General features: G+C 37.9%; 12 protein-coding genes. 9 read left to right on the top strand and 3 right to left on the bottom strand.

Annotated features, from left to right (window positions below):
* Positions 1-14: 14 nt before the first annotated feature.
* The 5 genes from LS41612_RS21970 to LS41612_RS21950 all read left to right on the top strand — a co-directional run bounded on the left by LS41612_RS21970 (position 15) and on the right by LS41612_RS21950 (position 5,124).
* Positions 15-302 (top strand): DUF6509 family protein, encoded by a 288-nt coding sequence (locus LS41612_RS21970; RefSeq protein WP_024360765.1) that lies wholly within the window; start codon positions 15-17, stop codon positions 300-302.
* Between the two features lie 203 nt (positions 303-505).
* Positions 506-1,840 (top strand): FAD-dependent oxidoreductase, encoded by a 1,335-nt coding sequence (locus tag LS41612_RS21965; protein WP_024360764.1) that lies wholly within the window; start codon positions 506-508, stop codon positions 1,838-1,840.
* A 300-nt stretch (positions 1,841-2,140) separates the two neighbouring features.
* On the top strand, positions 2,141-2,908 hold the full coding sequence (locus LS41612_RS21960; RefSeq protein WP_024360763.1) for an ABC transporter ATP-binding protein: 768 nt from the start codon (positions 2,141-2,143) through the stop codon (positions 2,906-2,908).
* Positions 2,895-4,763, top strand: a complete 1,869-nt coding sequence (locus LS41612_RS21955) for an FtsX-like permease family protein (RefSeq protein ID WP_024360762.1) — start codon at positions 2,895-2,897, stop codon at positions 4,761-4,763. Before LS41612_RS21960 ends, LS41612_RS21955 begins: the two co-directional genes overlap by 14 nt.
* Position 4,764: 1 nt before the next feature.
* Positions 4,765-5,124, top strand: coding sequence for a YxeA family protein (locus tag LS41612_RS21950; RefSeq protein ID WP_024360761.1), 360 nt, complete (start codon positions 4,765-4,767; stop codon positions 5,122-5,124).
* A gap of 54 nt (positions 5,125-5,178) precedes the next feature.
* On the opposite strand, the gene LS41612_RS21945 is transcribed toward LS41612_RS21950, so the two are convergent.
* A complete protein-coding gene (locus LS41612_RS21945; RefSeq protein ID WP_024360760.1) occupies positions 5,179-6,552 on the bottom strand; it encodes a sensor histidine kinase in 1,374 nt (457 codons plus the stop codon).
* Positions 6,549-7,268, bottom strand: a complete 720-nt coding sequence (locus tag LS41612_RS21940) for a response regulator transcription factor (RefSeq protein ID WP_024360759.1) — start codon at positions 7,266-7,268, stop codon at positions 6,549-6,551. The genes LS41612_RS21945 and LS41612_RS21940 overlap by 4 nt, the downstream gene beginning before the upstream one ends.
* Positions 7,269-7,707: 439 nt before the next feature.
* Between LS41612_RS21940 and LS41612_RS21935 the strand changes: the two genes are divergently transcribed.
* From LS41612_RS21935 to LS41612_RS21925, 3 genes are all read left to right on the top strand, one after another.
* A complete protein-coding gene (locus LS41612_RS21935; protein WP_370510651.1) occupies positions 7,708-9,051 on the top strand; it encodes an acetamidase/formamidase family protein in 1,344 nt (447 codons plus the stop codon).
* A 234-nt stretch (positions 9,052-9,285) separates the two neighbouring features.
* A complete protein-coding gene (locus LS41612_RS21930) occupies positions 9,286-9,840 on the top strand; it encodes an HPP family protein (protein WP_024360757.1) in 555 nt (184 codons plus the stop codon).
* Between the two features lie 446 nt (positions 9,841-10,286).
* A complete protein-coding gene (locus LS41612_RS21925) occupies positions 10,287-11,762 on the top strand; it encodes a hypothetical protein (RefSeq protein WP_024360756.1) in 1,476 nt (491 codons plus the stop codon).
* An 88-nt stretch (positions 11,763-11,850) separates the two neighbouring features.
* Here the strand turns inward: LS41612_RS21925 and LS41612_RS21920 are convergent, their stop codons facing one another.
* Positions 11,851-13,035 carry a CaiB/BaiF CoA transferase family protein gene (locus LS41612_RS21920; RefSeq protein ID WP_024360755.1) on the bottom strand — a complete coding sequence of 395 codons (1,185 nt, stop codon included), beginning with the start codon at positions 13,033-13,035 and terminating at the stop codon, positions 11,851-11,853.
* A gap of 710 nt (positions 13,036-13,745) precedes the next feature.
* On the opposite strand from LS41612_RS21920, the gene LS41612_RS21915 reads away from it, so the two are divergent.
* Positions 13,746-17,993 carry an S-layer homology domain-containing protein gene (locus LS41612_RS21915; RefSeq protein ID WP_024360754.1) on the top strand — a complete coding sequence of 1,416 codons (4,248 nt, stop codon included), beginning with the start codon at positions 13,746-13,748 and terminating at the stop codon, positions 17,991-17,993.
* Positions 17,994-18,033 lie beyond the last annotated feature (40 nt).

The following is an 18,033-nucleotide window of genomic DNA, read 5'->3' as shown; positions in this document are numbered from 1 at the left end:
AGGAGCTAGTATAAATGGATATTACACAATTCTCGATGGAAGAAATTTTAGATCCGACGAATATTATTGAAGGTAAACGTTTTGAATTTATTTTAGATGTGGACATTGACGAAGAGGATGAGCTATACCATGAAGCAGGTATTGAAATTCGTGTTTTAATTGGTGAAAAAGAAGGAGCTCCATTTATTTTAAATTATTTCATTATGGAGAAGGCAGAGGGAGAGTATTTAGACTTTGCACTGGAAGATGATGAATTAGAAGAAATTTTAACGTTCTGCAAAGAAGAAATCACAAAAGCTTAAGTACGTAAAACGGGTAGAGAAAAACAATTGTTTTTCTTTACCTGTTTTTTTGTCACGATAAATTAGAAAATGGTAGTACTGGAAACGTGCATTTGTATTTCGCTTTTTGTTAACATTGATTTAAAGTCGCTGTGTGAGGCGGAACGTGTCCTCTATATATGAACCAGTATATAGAATTGGATATGAATAAGGGGGTTTGTAGGATGAAGTTCGTAATTATTGGGGGAGATGCGGCGGGAATGTCAGCCGCTATGGAGATTTATAGAAATGTACCAGGGGCAGAAATTACCTCTTTAGAGCGTGGATTTATTTATTCATATGGACAATGTGGATTGCCTTATGTAGTAGATGGTCGGATTTCATCGACAAAGCGCCTAATCGCGCGAGATGTGGAGACATTCCGTGATAAATACGGTATTGATGCGCGCGTTGGACATGAGGTCGAACGCATCGATGTAGAGAACCAGCTTGTTATGGGTACGCAATTTTCAGGCGAACCATTCGAAATTGCTTATGATAAGCTTCTTATCGCTACTGGAGCGGATCCGATAATGCCAGTAAAGAAAGGTGCAGAATTAGCTGGTATTCATAAAATTAAAACAATACCTGGATTAGAAGAATTACTGGCCGATTTATCGCCAAATATCGAACAGGTGACCATTCTTGGTGGAGGCTATATCGGACTTGAAATGGCCGAAACGATTCATGCATGTAATAAAAAAGTTCGACTGATACAACGAGGTAGTCAAGTTGCCAATATTTTAGATGAAGAACTAGCAAAGCATGTTCATGATGAGGCGAAAAAGCAAGGAATAGAGCTTCTATTAAATACGAATGTTGAAGGCTTTGAAGGCTCTTCACGAGTTGAACGAATCATTACAAATAATGGCGTGTTAGAGACGGATTTAGTAATTGTCGCTGCTGGCATAAAACCGAACACACAATTTTTAGATGGGACAAACATTGCACTAGCTAAAAATGGAGCCATCGTTGTTAACCGCCATTTAGAGACGTCGGTTGAGAATATCTATGCGGCTGGAGATTGTGCAACCCATTTTCATATTGTAAAGGAACGCTTAGATTATGTACCTCTTGGAACGACAGCAAATAAGCAGGGGCGCTTAGCTGGACTGAATATGTCTGGAAAGTTTGCACCGTTTCGGGGCATTGTTGGCACCTCTATAATGAAATTCTTTGATTTGACAATCGCTACTACAGGCATCAATGAAAACACTGCCAAAAAGCTTGGGTTCGATTACGAGGCATATAAACTCTCAGCACGTCATATTGCAGGCTACTACCCAGGCGCACAACGGATGTATATTAAAATTGTTGTGCAAAAGAGAGATCAGCAACTATTAGGGGCACAAATCGTTGGACCTGCTGGTGTAGATAAACGTATTGATGTCTTTGCTACGGCTTTATACAATAAAATGACATTACCGGACTTACTCGATTTAGATTTAGCATATGCCCCACCTTTCAATGGGGTATGGGATCCTTTACAACAAGCTGCAAGAATGAATGGACGGATCTAGTGAATAGTTAGTTAGCAATGAAGGTGTGAATACCCGCGAAATAGAGGGTGATACCCGCGGAAAAGGTATGAATACCCGCGAAATAGAGGGTGATACCCGCGGAAAAAGTATGAATACCCGCGAAGTAGAGAGAAATATCCGCGAACAGATGAATACAACGTAAACAAAACAAAGGATTCATGCACATTTTGTGTATGAATCCTTTGTTTGTAATGGATAAAGTTAAGGTTGCTGTAAGCTTGCGACAATTTTACTGTAAGTTTGGGGTCGTATACTGTAATCAGAAAGAGGTGAGCGTATATGACGCCATTATTAAAAGTAGAAAATGTAGGTAAAACGTATGGTAAAGGCGCGAATACATTTACAGCGCTAGCAAATATAACATTTGAAGTAGCGCAAGGTGAGTTCGTCGGTGTAATGGGACCTTCTGGTGCAGGGAAATCGACGCTTTTAAATGTTTTAGCAACCATTGATACGCCAACAACGGGCGATATTGTGATAGGTAATACAAATTTAGCGCATATGAAAGATACGCAATTAGCAGATTTTCGTCGTGATAATTTAGGGTTTATCTTCCAAGATTATAATTTGCTCGATTCATTAACCGTGCGCGAAAATATTGTACTACCACTTGCCATTGCAAAGGTGCCACAGAAGGAAATTGCTATACGGGTAGAGCGTATTGCACAGTTATTTGGCATTAGTGAGCTACTTGAAAAATATCCTTACCAAATTTCAGGTGGTCAAAAGCAAAGAACAGCATCATCTCGTGCATTAGTAACAGCACCGAAGCTTATTTTCGCTGATGAACCAACAGGAGCACTCGATTCAAAATCAGCGACAGATTTACTCGAAAGTTTAAGTGATTTAAATCAATCCCATGCGGCAACCATCATGATGGTTACACACGATGCGTTTGCAGCAAGCTTCTGTCAGCGCATTCTCTTTATCCAAGATGGGCAGCTTTCCAAGGAAATTCATCGTGGGATACAAACGAGAAAGCAGTTTTTCCAGGAGATATTACAGGTGCTTGCAGGCATCGGAGGTGGAGTAAATGACGTTATTTAGCTTGGCGCGCAAAAATATTCAGCGCAATTTATCGAATTATTTTTTATACATCGCTTCGATGGTGTTTAGTATCGTCATTTACTTTACATTTGTCACGTTAAAATACAATGATGAGCTTGCGGCTTCAGCAAATATGTCGCAACAAATTAAAGGACTAATGAGTGCATCGTCGATTGTACTGTTATTTTTCATTGTGATTTTTATCGCGTATTCCAATTCGTTTTTTATGAAGAAGCGGAAAAAAGAAGTGGCACTCTATTCACTATTAGGTGTACGTAAGCAAAAAATAGGATTAATGCTCTTTTTTGAGAATTTAGTTATTGGGCTTTTATCATTGATTTTAGGCATTGTACTAGGCTTTTTTATGTCAAAGGTGCTAGTAACAATTTTAGTGCGACTGATGGGCTATCAAGTCGTAGCAAATTTAACATTTACACCGGAAGCAGTGCTTCAAACAGCAGGGATTTTTGCGGTGCTATTCTTATTTACGTCCTTACAGGGCTACAGAGTTATCTACCAATTTAAATTAATCGACTTGTTTCATGCAGAGAAGCAAGGGGAGAAAATTCCCCGTGCATCCCTTTTGGCAGCAATACTGGGCACAGTGTTTATTGGATTTAGTTATTACACAGCCTCTACAGATATTTTCACAAGCTCTATTTGGAAATTATTCTCGATTCTTGGTACGCCACTTCTAGTAATAGGTTTGACAATTGCAGGGACATACTTATTGTTTCATAGTGTCAGCGTGTTCGTGCTGACGGCGCTAAAAAACGCTACATCTTGGTCGTGGAGAGGGTTAAATTTAATAGGTGTTTCACAGCTATTGTATCGTATACGTGCAAATGCTAAATCGTTGTCTATCATCGCCATTCTAAGTGCTACAACGATTACCGCAGGTGGTGGTGTTTTTGGAATGTACTACAATACCGAAGCAACGGTGCGTCATATGTTACCAAACACATTTATGTGGAAAGGTGAAGCAGTAGAGTTTGACCAACAGAAGGTGTTATACAATGAAACGATTGATGTCAAAAATTTACGTGTCGATAATGAATTTGCTTTTTTTGAATATACATTATTGAAGGAATCCGATTACAATCGTTTAGCGACATTACAGGGGACAAATCGTGAACTGCATATAGCAGATGGTTTAGCTATTTTACTAGATGTTAATTTTGATGAACGTTTTTCACATAACTTTACGGGTGAAAACTTTAAATTGCAGAGTGGGGAATCCTTTTATATCGACAAAATGTACACAGATAGTGTGCTAAACTTTATGTCAGCTGGTACGGTGCTTGTCGTAAACGACCAAGTTTTTGCTGCGACCAATGCCGAAGCGGTAACCATGCAGCTTATTGCTATGGATGATGATTTAAAGCAGCAAAGTGTGTCTAAAGAAATTTATGAACAACTATCAACTGAGCAACAAGAATGGTTTTCAAGTGTTCCTCAAAGCTATGAGGATAGTTTAGGTACAGTCGGCTCATTACTATTTGTAGGCAGTTTTTTAGGGCTTGTATTTTTAGCCGCTACTGGCAGTATTATTTACTTTAAAGTGTTAACAGAGGCAGAAGAAGATCAGGCGAAGTATGCAGTATTAAATAAAATCGGTGTGAATAGTAAGCAAATATTGAAGACAGTCGCAGGACAGGTTGCTGTTATATTTAGCGCACCACTTGTGGTCGGTATCGTACACAGTGCTTTCGCGCTACTAGCGTTTTCACAATTATTTAATATGGATATAACGAAGCCTGTACTATTATGGATGATTGCCTATTCAATCATTTACGGCTTGTATTATCTCTTTACTGTACGGTCGTTTTATAAAATTGTGAGACAGGGGAATTAATATGAAAAAGATGTTTATTAGTATAGGAGCACTGTTTATCCTGTTTGTGGCAGGTCTAATTGTACTTATGACCGTAGACTTTAATCGTTTAAATAAAGATACTTACTATGTGCATATTACCTCAGATGGGGAATTGGAAGAATATAAGGCTGATGATGGACAAATACTCCAAACGTATTGGTATGAGCTACCGGCATTTAAAGAAAACGGAGAAGAGATGACATTGAAATTTTCTGCACAAAAAAATCTGCGTCTGGACGCCTATTTAAAGCTTTACGTGAAAAAGGAAAATGAAGTGACATCTTATGATGAAATACAATTTGATGATATGCCAGCAAAAGTGCAGGCTCAAATGAAATAATAAAGAGGAGCAGTCCATAAAGAATGGGGGCTGCTCCTTTTACATTTTGATTGTTTATAATTGAATAGTTACTGTAGTTCCTTTTTGCTCTTCAGATAGGATGGTTACGGTTCCTCCGTGAGCTTCAATAATATCTCGTGCAATTGCAGTTCCCAGTCCAGTACCTTGTATTTGCTCAGTATTGGTTCCACGGTAATAGCGCTCAAAAATATGGGCTAAATCTTCGGCACTTATGCCCCGACCATTATCGGCTATAGTAATAGTGTTCGTATCAACCGTTACATGTACGTTTACATCGGGAGGATTATGCAGCAATGCATTATATAAAAAATTCACTACAGCCCGTCGCATAAAATGTTCATCTATAGAATGTAGAATAACCTCTGCTGTAGCATCAAAGTCAATATTTGCTTGCTCATAGGGAGGTGTATTGAGTGTGTCAATGACAATTTCGCGCATAAACTGTACCATATTCACTTCCGTTAAAGTTAGCGGAAGTTGCTGATGTCTAAGTCGCATTGTTAAATTTAAATCATCTAGTAATTCTTGCATATGCAAAGACTGCTTTTCAATAATTTGGGCATATTCCGTTCGATCGCTTGGCGATAAGTTCCGATCATTTAATAACTCTGCATAACCCCGAATGGATGCAAGTGGCGTCTTCATATCGTGCGAGACGTTACTAATCCACTCCTCACGCATCATCTCTAAACGCTTGCGTTCTTGCTCATGGGCAGCCAACTCGCTCGATACTTCACTTAAATTTTCAAAGACTGGACGATACAGACCTTTTGGAACTTTTATAGGTAAATGTTTGTGATTTTTTAAATGCTGAATGCGTTCAATCATGGCGTAAAGGGGCTTAGTGAGCGTGCGACCGAATAACCAACCAACAAGCGTTGCAACTAGTAAATCCGCAATAATGATAAGCAAGCCATACTTTCCGATAAGTTGTAATGTAGATGCGCCTGAAAGATGAACCACGTATCTTGAAACGCCACTGCCTTTAATACCGATTAAATAGTTAATGTTATCTTTACTTCCTACATAAACTGTTGTATCAACATCGAATTCTTTATATTTATAAACTTGAATTAAATCAATAGGCGCATAATGAGAAAGTGCCTCTTGAGGTTCAAAATAAGCATCCGTCACTTGGCCATTTACATCAAGCAATTGAATCCAAGCATTTCGTTGGTGTAATTGTTGAAGCCCTTCTTTACTGACAGAAGGAAGCCCATTGCTCACATCAATATACTGCTGGAACTCGCGTACAAAAATTTCCTCGGTATCTGCGGTAGCATCATTAAATTTGTTAAATTGCTGATAGAGAATTAGTCCAAATAATATGGCAGTATTAACAAAAATAACGATGATGACAATCGATAAGATGGAAAGTAAAAAGCGTGCTGTTAAGCGCCATTTCATCGTTGTAACTCTTTTGGCACAACTAATTTATAGCCAAGCCCTTTAACAGTTGTAATAAAAACCGGTTTAGATGGATCCACTTCAATCTTTTCACGAAGACGACGTATGTGCACCATAACTGTATTGTCTGAGCCAAAGAAATCCTCGCTCCATACACGTTCAAATAATGTTTCCTTGCTTAAAATACGGTTAGGATTATGCATAAAACAAGCCATTAAACCAATCTCCTTAGCCGTTAACTCTAATAAAGTACCGTCTTTATGTACTTCTGTTTCATCACTATTGAGCACGAATGGTCCAACTTGAATCGCCTTTGCAACAGGTAATGGCGTCTCCTGTATTTGATAGCCGGCTCGACGTAGCTGAGCCTTTACACGATAAGCAACTTCTTTAGGGCTAAAAGGTTTTGTAATATAATCGTCACCACCAATAGCGAGCCCTAATATTTTATCGATTTCTTCATTTTTGGCTGATAAGAACAGCACTGGGATATGCGAAACTTCACGAATTCGACGGCACAAATCATAGCCTTCACCGTCTGGAAGCATGACATCAAGGAGCACAATGTCGGGGGTTGTTTGTTGAAAGCTTATCCAAGCTTTTTCAATGGAGTCAGCTGTATGAATTTGTTTATAGCCTTCTTTTAGGAGACTGACCTTTAGAAGATTGGCTAAATCAGCTTCATCTTCTACAATTAATATGGTTGGTTCTGCCATCGGATGCTTACACCCTTTCTATTTTTAGTTTAAATAAAGGTCTTGTTGTTAAATATTACTTCTTTATCAGCCTTATTATAAATGAAAGTGAGACAAAGACGAAGCACGATGAATGGAGCAACAAGTAACAACTACGCTGTTAACCAGCACCGCTCATACTTCGACATGATAATTGTAAATTTAGTGTAGTTTTACTCGTATTTGCAGGAACTATCGAACTCGCTGTCGAAATGAATGGTATACGCAGTGATGCGTAGCTATCAAGTAAACGCAATAAGCTTTAAATGAAGTCTTCTCACATAGTAGATTTGTTCTTGAATAACTAATAATAATGGCTCTCTGCTCGTATAAGTGGAGAGCTATCTTTTACCCTTGTGTAGACTACATAAAATAATTTTTTGGATTGGGAGAGTGAATAAACATGATTTCTGATTTACAAATGCATGAAAAAGCTAATCAACCAGAAAATGACGAAAGTGTTCAGCAGCCTAAAGCTGTGGAAACATTGTTTGTGAATGATTTCATAGACGGTATTTTAGATCCACAGCAAAAAATGCTTGGTCCTGTCAAAAATGGTGGCACAATTATTGCCAATACGACACCAGGGTGTTGGGGGCCGATGTTAACGCCAACCATTCGTGGTGGACACGAAGTAACAAAGCCGGTCTTTGTAGAAGGTGCCGAAGTAGGCGATGCAATTGTTATCACAATAAAATCTATACAGGTAACATCACTTGCGACGGCATCTGGGCATGACGAGGCAATAATTGACCGTTTTATCGGTGATCCGTTCGTATCAGTAAAATGTCCCGGCTGTGGTAAACTTCATCCAGCTACTGTAGTGGATGGTATTGGGCCGCATGCAATACGCTGTTCAACTTGTGATACTGAAACTGCGCCATTTAAAATGACAAATGGTTATACAATGGCACTAGACCAAAAGGGTAATATCGGTTTAACCGTAGGGCGAGAGGGTGCTCGACGTATTGCATTGGATGCAAAAAATTATATGCGCACGCCTGAAAACTCTGTGCAAAACCCTGTCGTTGCTCTTGCATCAAGTGACTTAATCGGCGTTATGGCAAGAATGCGACCATTTTTAGGTCAGCTAGGGACAACGCCTTCAAAGGCGATGCCAGATTCTCATAATGCTGGTGATTTTGGCTCATTTTTAATAGGAGCTCCACATGAATATGCATTTACGCAAGCAGAATTAGATACTCACCGAACAGATGGGCACATGGATATTAGCCGTGTTCGTGAGGGGGCTACAATTATTTGCCCTGTAAAAGTACCAGGTGGTGGCGTGTACATTGGTGATATGCATGCCATGCAAGGAGACGGTGAAATTGCTGGACATACAACAGATGTCGCAGGAATCGTACAACTACAGGTAAGTGTATTGAAAAAAGTAGCACTTGAAGGCCCGATATTATTACCAAATGAAGAAGATCTTCCATACACAGCAAAGCCTTTTTCAAAAGAAGAAAAACGTAGAGCCCGCGAACTTGCGGAGGAATTTGGGGTCAAACAGGTGGAAGAAGTGTTCCCTGTTTCGATAGTGGGTACAGGTACAACATTAAATGATGCGACAACTAATGCAATTAGCAGAGCCGCAAAGCTATTTGAAATGACTGAGCCAGAAGTAATGAATCGTGCAACCATTACGGGTTCCATAGAAATCGGCCGCCATCCAGGTGTCGTTACGGCAACATTCCAAGTTCCGAAGACGGTGCTAAAAAAAGCACGAATATACAAACCGATTAAAAAGCAATATGATTAAAAACAAGTAAACATGAAAACTCTTACCACAAAAACGATATTTTAAATACCTCGGCACGAGCCTAGTAAATGTATGCATACATTGGGCTCGTGCTTTACTATTTTAACTTTTCAGCATTGTCAAAAATATGAAGTTCTGAAATTGAAATCTTATTTTTAGCTGATATAATAGAAAAAGCTTCTACATGTATAGATGATGACAATTCATATAAAGTTGATTTCTAGGATGGTGACTATGGCCGATTTCGTACGTTTACAAGAAAAAGATGTAAAAAATCATCGTTTAAAAGCATATTTAGCTAAGATGAGTGGAGGTGGACATGCTCCTTCTAGAACTAATTTCGCTGATGCGTTAACAGGTGCTGCTGGTGGTTTACTATGTATCTTTGTATTACTTTGTTTAACAAACTATACAGGGACACCGTGGTTAATGGCATCACTTGGGGGGAGCTGTGTACTGGTATTTGTCGTATGGAATGCGCCGCTGTCACAACCTCGAAATATTATAGGTGGGCATATGATTTCAGCTTTTATCGGCGTGGCGATGTATTCATTGTTAGGATCGAGCGTTATTTCGATTAGTCTTGCAGTCGGCTTGACTATTTTCTGTATGGCACTTGCTGGGGTAATACATCCACCGGCAGGAGCAAACCCGATTATCATTATTTTAGGCGGCTACGGCTGGAGCTATTTAATAATGCCAGTATTCATAGGGGCAGTGATTATTGTCATTTTTGGCTTGCTAATTAATAATTTACGACAAACGAGAAAGTACCCACAATTTTGGTAAACAAATTTTTTTGAAAAATTTTTATTAAAATGTGTAACTATTTTGTTTCGTTGTCCGTCTACTGTCTAGGAAGTAAAGTATAAACTGATTTTGGAAACAGTTTATACTTTAAATATTTAATAAATGGACGCTGCCATAAAATAGCGTCAGCAATGAGCCGTCTGAGACAATGCACTGGGCTACCAACTTAAGAGCAGTTGTCAGATGCGCTCATTTGCCTTAGTATGTAAAGTAATGAGCTTTGTAAGTATATATAGCTAATTAGAGCTAAAGTGTTTGTCTTGATGAACACTTTAGCTCTTTTGTCTGTGCTTATTCATAACTTATTAGCATATCTTGGATAGGATTTGTTATATTGAAGAAAGAATAAAAATAATTTAAAAACGAATTATACCATGATAGGGGAAGATCTTTGTTGCGTGAAATTGATGGGGGGCTCTGGTTGTATGCTGTTGGATTGTGATGAGCAATTATTCATAACATATAGACAAAGTGGCGAAAACGGAGCCGAAAAGTTACTTTCAAAATGGGCAGAGGCTGAGGTCACAGCACAAGCTGATCCTAAAATATTAGGTTCTGCTTTATCACCACAATTATTTTTAGTGAATGAAGAAGCGGCGATGAACATTGCATTTTCGACAGCTCGAAAATATTGGGGACGTGTTTCTACGACGTTACAACTTTTTTTCACTAAGCAGGGCCTGGATACAAAATATGTGAATGACCGACTGAATGCCTTTTTTTACACTCAAAAAGGGAAGGAAATCTTTTTTGACCAACTTTTTGCCCAGCATACAATGGATTTGGAGCGTTTAGTCTGGCTTGTGTTTGGCAAGCGATGGCAGGTACAGTTGCCAGAAGATGACTTACAAACGATATATTTATATAAATTTGAAAATGATTATTTTGTGCATATGATTTATAAAGAAGAACATTTATTTTGGCATTGGCTGTTTATGAAAAAAGTTTATTCACTGCTTATCCACAAACCATTAGAACAATTCACATTTATCTATGAAATTATGGGACATTTTGAACAATCTTCAGCAATTACTTATACACATGTGAATAACTTTGTGCATAATTACAGAAAAAATCTGGATAAGTGTATAACTTATGTGGATAAATGCAATTCTTCCTGTTTAGCCAAAAAACAGTTACGTCTTTATCAAATTGTGACCCACTATCGTTTGTCAGAGGGGCAATATCAACATATTAAAGATTTAATTACTTCATTTGAGGCTGATTGGCGTTATTCTATGTATGCATTAACAGAGAAAGAAAAGGTCTTAATTGCCTATATTTTATTGCATATAGCACATCAAGAGCGAGATTATGACAATGTTCTTCATTATGGTGAATATTTATTAGAAGATGAACGGCTTAATAACTACGCAATCGAAATTTTGCTAGAATATAAGGATTTACTGCCAAATCGAAAGCCAACACCACCGGCCATTATTAAAAATTATCATCTTAATTATTTAGAAAATTTGTATGCGGTATTGCTAGATACGTATGTCAGAATGGAACGTTACGAAGAGGGGCTACTGCTCTTAAAAGAACATGTACTGGCATCCAATAAAAAAATAAACGCCGTACTGGTACAGCAAGACTACAGTAAAGAGCAATTAATCGCTCTTGAGGCATCTGTGCAAAAAGATATTGCCCTTCATGTTAATAACTCATTACAACATATTGGACTATCTGTAGAAGAATGGCGCCAACATTATCGTCAACCTGATAGCTCGTATTATTTAGTCGCTCAAAGCGCTTCATTGCATATGATTAATATACTCAAAATTCTTTTTGTTACGGAACAATTTGAGCTATTTGAGAAATTAATCGAAGTATATAAAAAATATTTACTTGTTGAAGACCATTTCGAACAATTACGGATATTTATTAGTGCGTATGTGTAATAGACAAAAGAGTGTCCACTGAAGTCAAACAATGACTTACTTGGACACTCTTTTTAATTTTTTAAATTGTTTGCGTGCCTGACACTACTTACTCTAAAACCCCTTTTTCTTGAAGTGCGTTGATTTGTTCAGCACTATAGCCAAGTGATGTCAGTACTTCTTCGTTATGTTCACCAAGCTTTGCGCCAACATGCTTGTACGCTGGATTGACGCCATCAAATTTAAAAGCAGATGCAATTTGTTTTTGCGTCGTACCATCGTTTTTCGGAATCTCCACAATCATGCCACGAGCTTGTAACTGTGGATGCTCGCATGCTTCTGGAAAAGTTAACACTGGCTCGACACAACCTTCAAAATCTTCATTAAAGACTTCAAGCCATTCGTTGTAGGTTTTCGATAAAAAGGCATCATGCACAGCCTCTTTAAAGCGAATTTGTGTATAGTACGAATCATTAAACGTATTATCGATTAGTTCAGGAATATCTAGTGCTTCACAGAGCAACCTACGAAACTGTGGCTCAAGACTGCCCACGGAGAAAAATCGACCATCCTTTGTTTTATAAAAATCATAGTAGCTACCGCCATTTAAAATTTCTTGTTCGGGTTGCGGTACACGACCGCCGCCGATATAGGCAGAGCCATACATTGCGTTAAGAGAAAATACCGCATCGGTCATACTAATATCCACAAACTGACCTTCTCCAGTTTTTTCACGGTGCAGTGCAGCAGCAAGTACCCCGATGGCAGCATGCATCGTACCGCCAGCAATATCTGCTAGCTGAATCCCCATAGAAACGGGCTTTTTGTCTTTATGACGAGAGTAATCGAGCACCCCTGCTAGTGCCAAATAATTATTATCATGCCCAGGTCGGTTGCTATACGGACCAGTTTGACCATAGCCTGTAATCGCACAATAAATCAATTTTGGATTCACTTCTTTTAACGTTTCATAGCCGATACCAAGTCTTTGCATAACCCCTGGTCGAAAACCTTCAATGATAACGTCATATTCTTGTACGAGTGTCTTTACAATATCTATAGCCTCAGGCGCTTTCAAATTTAATGTAAGAGACTTTTTAGAACGATTCAAGTGTTGATGAATATATGCCTCATGATCTTCATCATAGGGAGGCATAATACGCGTTAAGTCAACGCGTTTGGAGGATTCTACATGAATAACCTCCGCACCTAGGTCAGCAAAAATCATTGTCGCCATTGGCCCTGGTAGTAATGCAGAAAAATCGAGAATTTTTAACCCCTTTAAAATACCCAAATCTTCCAACCCCTTTTTGTGTAGGCTACAATGCAGTCGTTTAACATGCATTGGTAGCGCTTTTCTCATTATCCCCATAGTGTGAAAAGCAAGCTTTATACCATTCTGTATTAATACAGATTTTAATTATTTTAATCAGTATTATAACAGATGAACGATTAGATTGACTATGTTAATTTTCATTATAAATTAATTTATCAGAAAATTATATGTCAGAATAACAATAAAAGTAAAAAAATTTAGAATTTAGATGGTGGAGGACGTGCGAAGGGAGTGAAGGCTGGTAGAAATGCTGATACCGGTGAGTAAATCACTGATAGAATTTTCATAAAAATGATGTTTACATTTTTTATTTTAGGGTACTTGATTAATGTGACGAATAGTTGGGTAAGCTTAAGTATAAGTCATCCTTGTGTGACACACGCTTATTATGAAATTGATATGTAAATTCGGGACACATCTCTTGATCAAACTTGACAGGACTTAAGGTTATCCCCCTTTCCCTTATGACAAAACAAGTATGATATGATGTATGCCTATATTTTGTTAAAGCCAAGAGAGCACCGATGCTTCTTGGCTTTTTAATTTGGGCAAGACTTTCTTCCATTATTTTAGAAATACTATGAAGGTTCGCTATCTACCTGTCGATATAAAGGGTATGATGAAAATGAAGTTTGTGCGTATCAATTAGATGTGAAAGGAAGAGTGAGATGGATAAAACAAAAATCCAAAAAGTGAACAAAGCACTGATCGCAACTGTTTTTGCTACTAGCGGGATTGCTGTTGTTGTACCACCACCACAAAAAGTAGCAGCAGCTACTTCACCATTTGTAGATATTAACCAATATTCAAGTCACTATGACAATATTTTAAAATTATACGCTCAAGGTGCAATTAGTGGATTTGCAGATAAAACATTCCGACCAAATCAAAATGTAACACGTGGTCAAGCAGCAAAAATGCTCGCTACAGTTTTAAAGTTAGATTTAAAAAATGTAGAAGATCCCTATTTTAGAGACGTACCAAAGAGCAATGAATATTATAAATATGTAGCAGCGTTGCAAAATGCAGGCATTATGTCTGGTTATGCAAATGGCTCATTTATGCCAAATGAAGTGATTACACGCGGGCAACTAGCCAAAATTTTAGTGCTTGGCTTTAAATTCGAGGTAGCATCGAATTTTAATCATAGCTTCCAAGATATTAATAGCCAATCAAGCAATGCTTACTATATTCAAACATTAGTAGATTTAAAGATTACAGAAGGAACAACACCTGTCACATTTTCTCCGTTCAATGCAGTAACTCGAGGTCAAATTGCCTCTTTTATTGTTCGTTCACAAGAGAAAAAGGGGAATGTATCAACTTATAAGATTACTGGTGTTGAAGATGATACTGTTTACATAAATTCTGAACCTTATTCAGTACCTGAAAACCTTTCACATATTTTCAATGAATACAATGCAGATGTATTAAAGGGTGCATTTATTGAGGGAGATATTTCAGGGAAATCTATTTATTCAGTTGCAAAGTTAACGTTGAATGCAAGCGGGACGAGCTCTCGAAAGTTACAGTTTGACGGTGACTATAAATCGTTTGGTGGCACAATCGTTGTCAATGGGAACTATATTGCGTTCGATAATGTTACGCTAACCGGCACAATGTTAGTAAATGAAACAGTTCGTCCACCTTTACATTTAGATGTATCCTACTATAAGCCATTAGCAATTGGCCGTGTAGCAAGCAATAATTTTTCATTTATTAACTGGTCAAATCCAGATAAGCCAGAAGATGAAAGCTCTAATAGCAACCCATCAGGCGATCTTCAAAACTGGACCGACTCCAATCAAAATCCAGATAAAAACAAGCCTTTTGAAAACTGGTCAAAAGACAAAGTGACAATGAAAAATGTCGAAAAGAGCATTGAGTTTTACAATAGCACTGTATCACGACTTGTTGTGTCGCAAAGTGGTACAAAAATTGAAACAAATACAAAATTACCGCGTGTTGATATTATCGGAAACGTACGTGAGTTTGAAATCCAAGGTAATATCGGTACGTTAAATTTAGATACAGAAACAGCCCTTACAATATACGGAGATAGCAATATCGATTGGATAAATTACAATAGCTATACCGATTTACAACTGTATATTGATGGTCGTGTAGGCACGCTTTATGTAGATAATGCATATGGTTGGGTTGATATTGGTGATTACACATATATCGATAAAGTAATTCTGCCAAAAGACGAAGGACCAAATAATATTTTTGATGACTTCTTAAATGATAAAGATAATGTGGGGAATATTACTGACCCTGACGGTAAACCAATCGATAAAGATGATATTGATAACCAAAAGCCAGCGGATAAAACAAAACCGTTAATTGATATTACCAAGTTAACGGTCTTGAATGGTAGCGATGTTCAAGTAGAGTTTACGTCAGATAAAGTAGGAACGTATTACTATATTGTGCGAGAAAAGGGCGTAGAAGTACCAACTAAACGAGAAATGGTGAATCGCATTTCTACAGATAATGCAGCAAGTGGCACGGCATCAGCTGTAAACGGTAAAAATACGTTCAAAATTTCTAATTTAGGTGAGAAAAAAGAATACGTTGTCTATGTCATGGTAGTAGATGGAGCGAAAAATGCTTCAGATATTAAATCGCAATCGTTCCAAATGAAAGATTCATCGCCACCATCAGTAAAATCGCTAATGGTAACCCCTCTACATGGTGGAACACGGGCAGAGTTTACATTTACAGCGAGTGAACCAGGGGAATATTTCTACTTTGTACGTAAAAAGACAACTGCCGCAGATCCGACAACTGCAGATGTAATGGCTAACCCAACAGGTAAAGGGAAGGCACTTGCAGGTGAATTGGGAATTCCTGGATTACTGACAGGTTTAGACCCTGAACAAGAATATCAACTTTTTGTAGTGATGAAGGATGATTCAGGGAATAATTCAATTGATCCAATTCCAAAAGAAGCAATCAAAGAATTCAAAACAGGTGCTTTAGACAATCTACCTCCATATATTGTGGGTGGAGAACTCTTTTTACAAGATGAAATTAAAAATGAATTTTATGTAACGGTCAGTGAGGAATTAGATCCGATTGCAGCTGAAAAAGTTGAAAACTATGAACTGACAGGAACAGGTATTGTCAATCAAGGATTACAAAAACCAATTCGACCAGAAAAGGTTGTATATAATAAAGCTCAAAAAAGATTAACGTTCATAATCCCTTCTTTGACAGGTTTCGTTAATGGCGATAACTTGGTTGTAACGATATCTCCAAATGTAAAAGACCTTGCCAGTAATGAATTTGAAAATATTAACAATACACCAGTGAATGCTGTTCCACGCAATACTGCAGAATATATTCACAAAGACGGTGAGTGGCCATATTTAACGATTATTGGAGAACCTGCTATTAACGCTGCTAAAGACCAAACACTAGTCGAATTTAATGCGACAAAAGCGGGAACCTACCATTATTTAATTATGGAATCCGATTTAAATTTAACAAGAGATGACCGTCTACGATTAATCGAAGCTGTACAATTAAATGCAAAAGAATTTAATGTAGGGGGCAAAAATATCCCGATTATCGGCAGTGGTGGCAATAAGCCAGCACAATTAGGGAAACAAAAGGTGACAGTTCCGCTCCCTAATACAATTCCGCCGTTAGATCCGTTTAAGAGCTATTCCATTTATATGGTGTTGCGAGACCGTTCAGGAAATGTCTCGGATATTCAATCAAAACATGTAATTGATGACCGTACAGCTCCTGTTATTGACAATACGTCTATTAAAATATTGGAAGGTGATCGGAAAGCAACCTTTAAATTTATGTCAGATGAGGATGGTTCGTATTACTACGTCCTTCGAAAGGTTGGCGATCCAACGCCTGGACCAACAACGCCTGAAGAAGTAATGGCTAAGGGAATTACGAGCAGCATGCGTAAAGATACAAATGAGATTTCTTTAACGCTTGAGCCACATCAAGAGTATGAGCTATATGTAGCAGTAAAAGACCGATATAATAATGTCACGATGGTGCAAAAAGGGACAGAATCAAAAGTTTACACATTTGATGAGAAGCAAAATAAACTTATAACGCTAACGCCTGGTTCAAATGGTACGGGTGTTATGAAATATACATTCTTTGCAGATGGAACACCACCAAAGGTAGAAGATCCAATCTATAAACGAATTGATGGCAAAACATTTGAAGTAACATTTTCAGAGGCTGTCGATACAGGATTTGATTTTAAATTAGTTCAACCAGGTACAACAACGCCTATTACACCAACTTACACACATAGCTGGAAAGATGTTACGGGTACAAATGATTGGGAATCTCGCAAGCTTATTATCAAGTTTAATACCGAAGTAAAAGAAAGCTTTGATATTAGTGTCAATGCTGCCGCGAAAGATAAAGGCGGCTGGACATTTAGTAAGGATCGAGCAGAGTATAAATATCCAACAAAAGAGAATACAATTACTTCTGCGACATTATTACCAGATACGCAATTCCCAAGTAATTTAAATATTTCTAAGAAAGTTGAAGTTGTTGCGAATCTGAATGCCGATATTACATGGGATCAGCAGTATTACTACGCTGTATTGAACTCAGGATATAATCTAACGCCTGATAATGTTATGGATGTTATTACGAAAGCAGATAGTAATAACTTTACGTATATTCCTGGGGGAGCAATTGTTTCCTATGGTAAAGGTAAGATTACAGCACCTTCTGATGCAAGTTCTGCGAAGACTTTCACAGCGATTCAAACAGGTAGTGATCCTAATTCAACAAACGTATTCCAAAAAGATCAACGAATTTATCTATTCACGAAAGATAAATATGGAAATATTGTCTATGCAAAAGCTTCTACAGATCCAGCAGCTTTAGATTATGTATTAATTCAACCTAGAACACAATAAATATAAAAAGAGAAAGCCACTAGCTAATGTTCATGCTAGT

It is taken from the genome of Lysinibacillus sphaericus, from assembly GCF_002982115.1.
Classification (GTDB): Bacteria; Bacillota; Bacilli; order Bacillales_A; family Planococcaceae; genus Lysinibacillus; species Lysinibacillus sphaericus.
This window is presented reverse-complemented; position numbering and strand designations above follow the sequence as displayed.

Bases quoted from the DNA above. Each gene is read 5' to 3' on its own strand.
- LS41612_RS21945 (WP_024360760.1), bottom strand. From the start codon at position 6,552: ATGAAATGGCGCTTAACAGCACGCTTTTTACTTTCCATCTTATCGATT.
- LS41612_RS21950 (WP_024360761.1), top strand. From the start codon at position 4,765: ATGAAAAAGATGTTTATTAGTATAGGAGCACTGTTTATCCTGTTTGTG.
- LS41612_RS21965 (WP_024360764.1), top strand. From the start codon at position 506: ATGAAGTTCGTAATTATTGGGGGAGATGCGGCGGGAATGTCAGCCGCT.
- LS41612_RS21970 (WP_024360765.1), top strand. From the start codon at position 15: ATGGATATTACACAATTCTCGATGGAAGAAATTTTAGATCCGACGAAT.
- LS41612_RS21930 (WP_024360757.1), top strand. From the start codon at position 9,286: ATGGCCGATTTCGTACGTTTACAAGAAAAAGATGTAAAAAATCATCGT.
- LS41612_RS21925 (WP_024360756.1), top strand. From the start codon at position 10,287: ATGCTGTTGGATTGTGATGAGCAATTATTCATAACATATAGACAAAGT.
- LS41612_RS21935 (WP_370510651.1), top strand. From the start codon at position 7,708: ATGCATGAAAAAGCTAATCAACCAGAAAATGACGAAAGTGTTCAGCAG.
- LS41612_RS21960 (WP_024360763.1), top strand. From the start codon at position 2,141: ATGACGCCATTATTAAAAGTAGAAAATGTAGGTAAAACGTATGGTAAA.
- LS41612_RS21955 (WP_024360762.1), top strand. From the start codon at position 2,895: ATGACGTTATTTAGCTTGGCGCGCAAAAATATTCAGCGCAATTTATCG.
- LS41612_RS21940 (WP_024360759.1), bottom strand. From the start codon at position 7,268: ATGGCAGAACCAACCATATTAATTGTAGAAGATGAAGCTGATTTAGCC.
- LS41612_RS21915 (WP_024360754.1), top strand. From the start codon at position 13,746: ATGGATAAAACAAAAATCCAAAAAGTGAACAAAGCACTGATCGCAACT.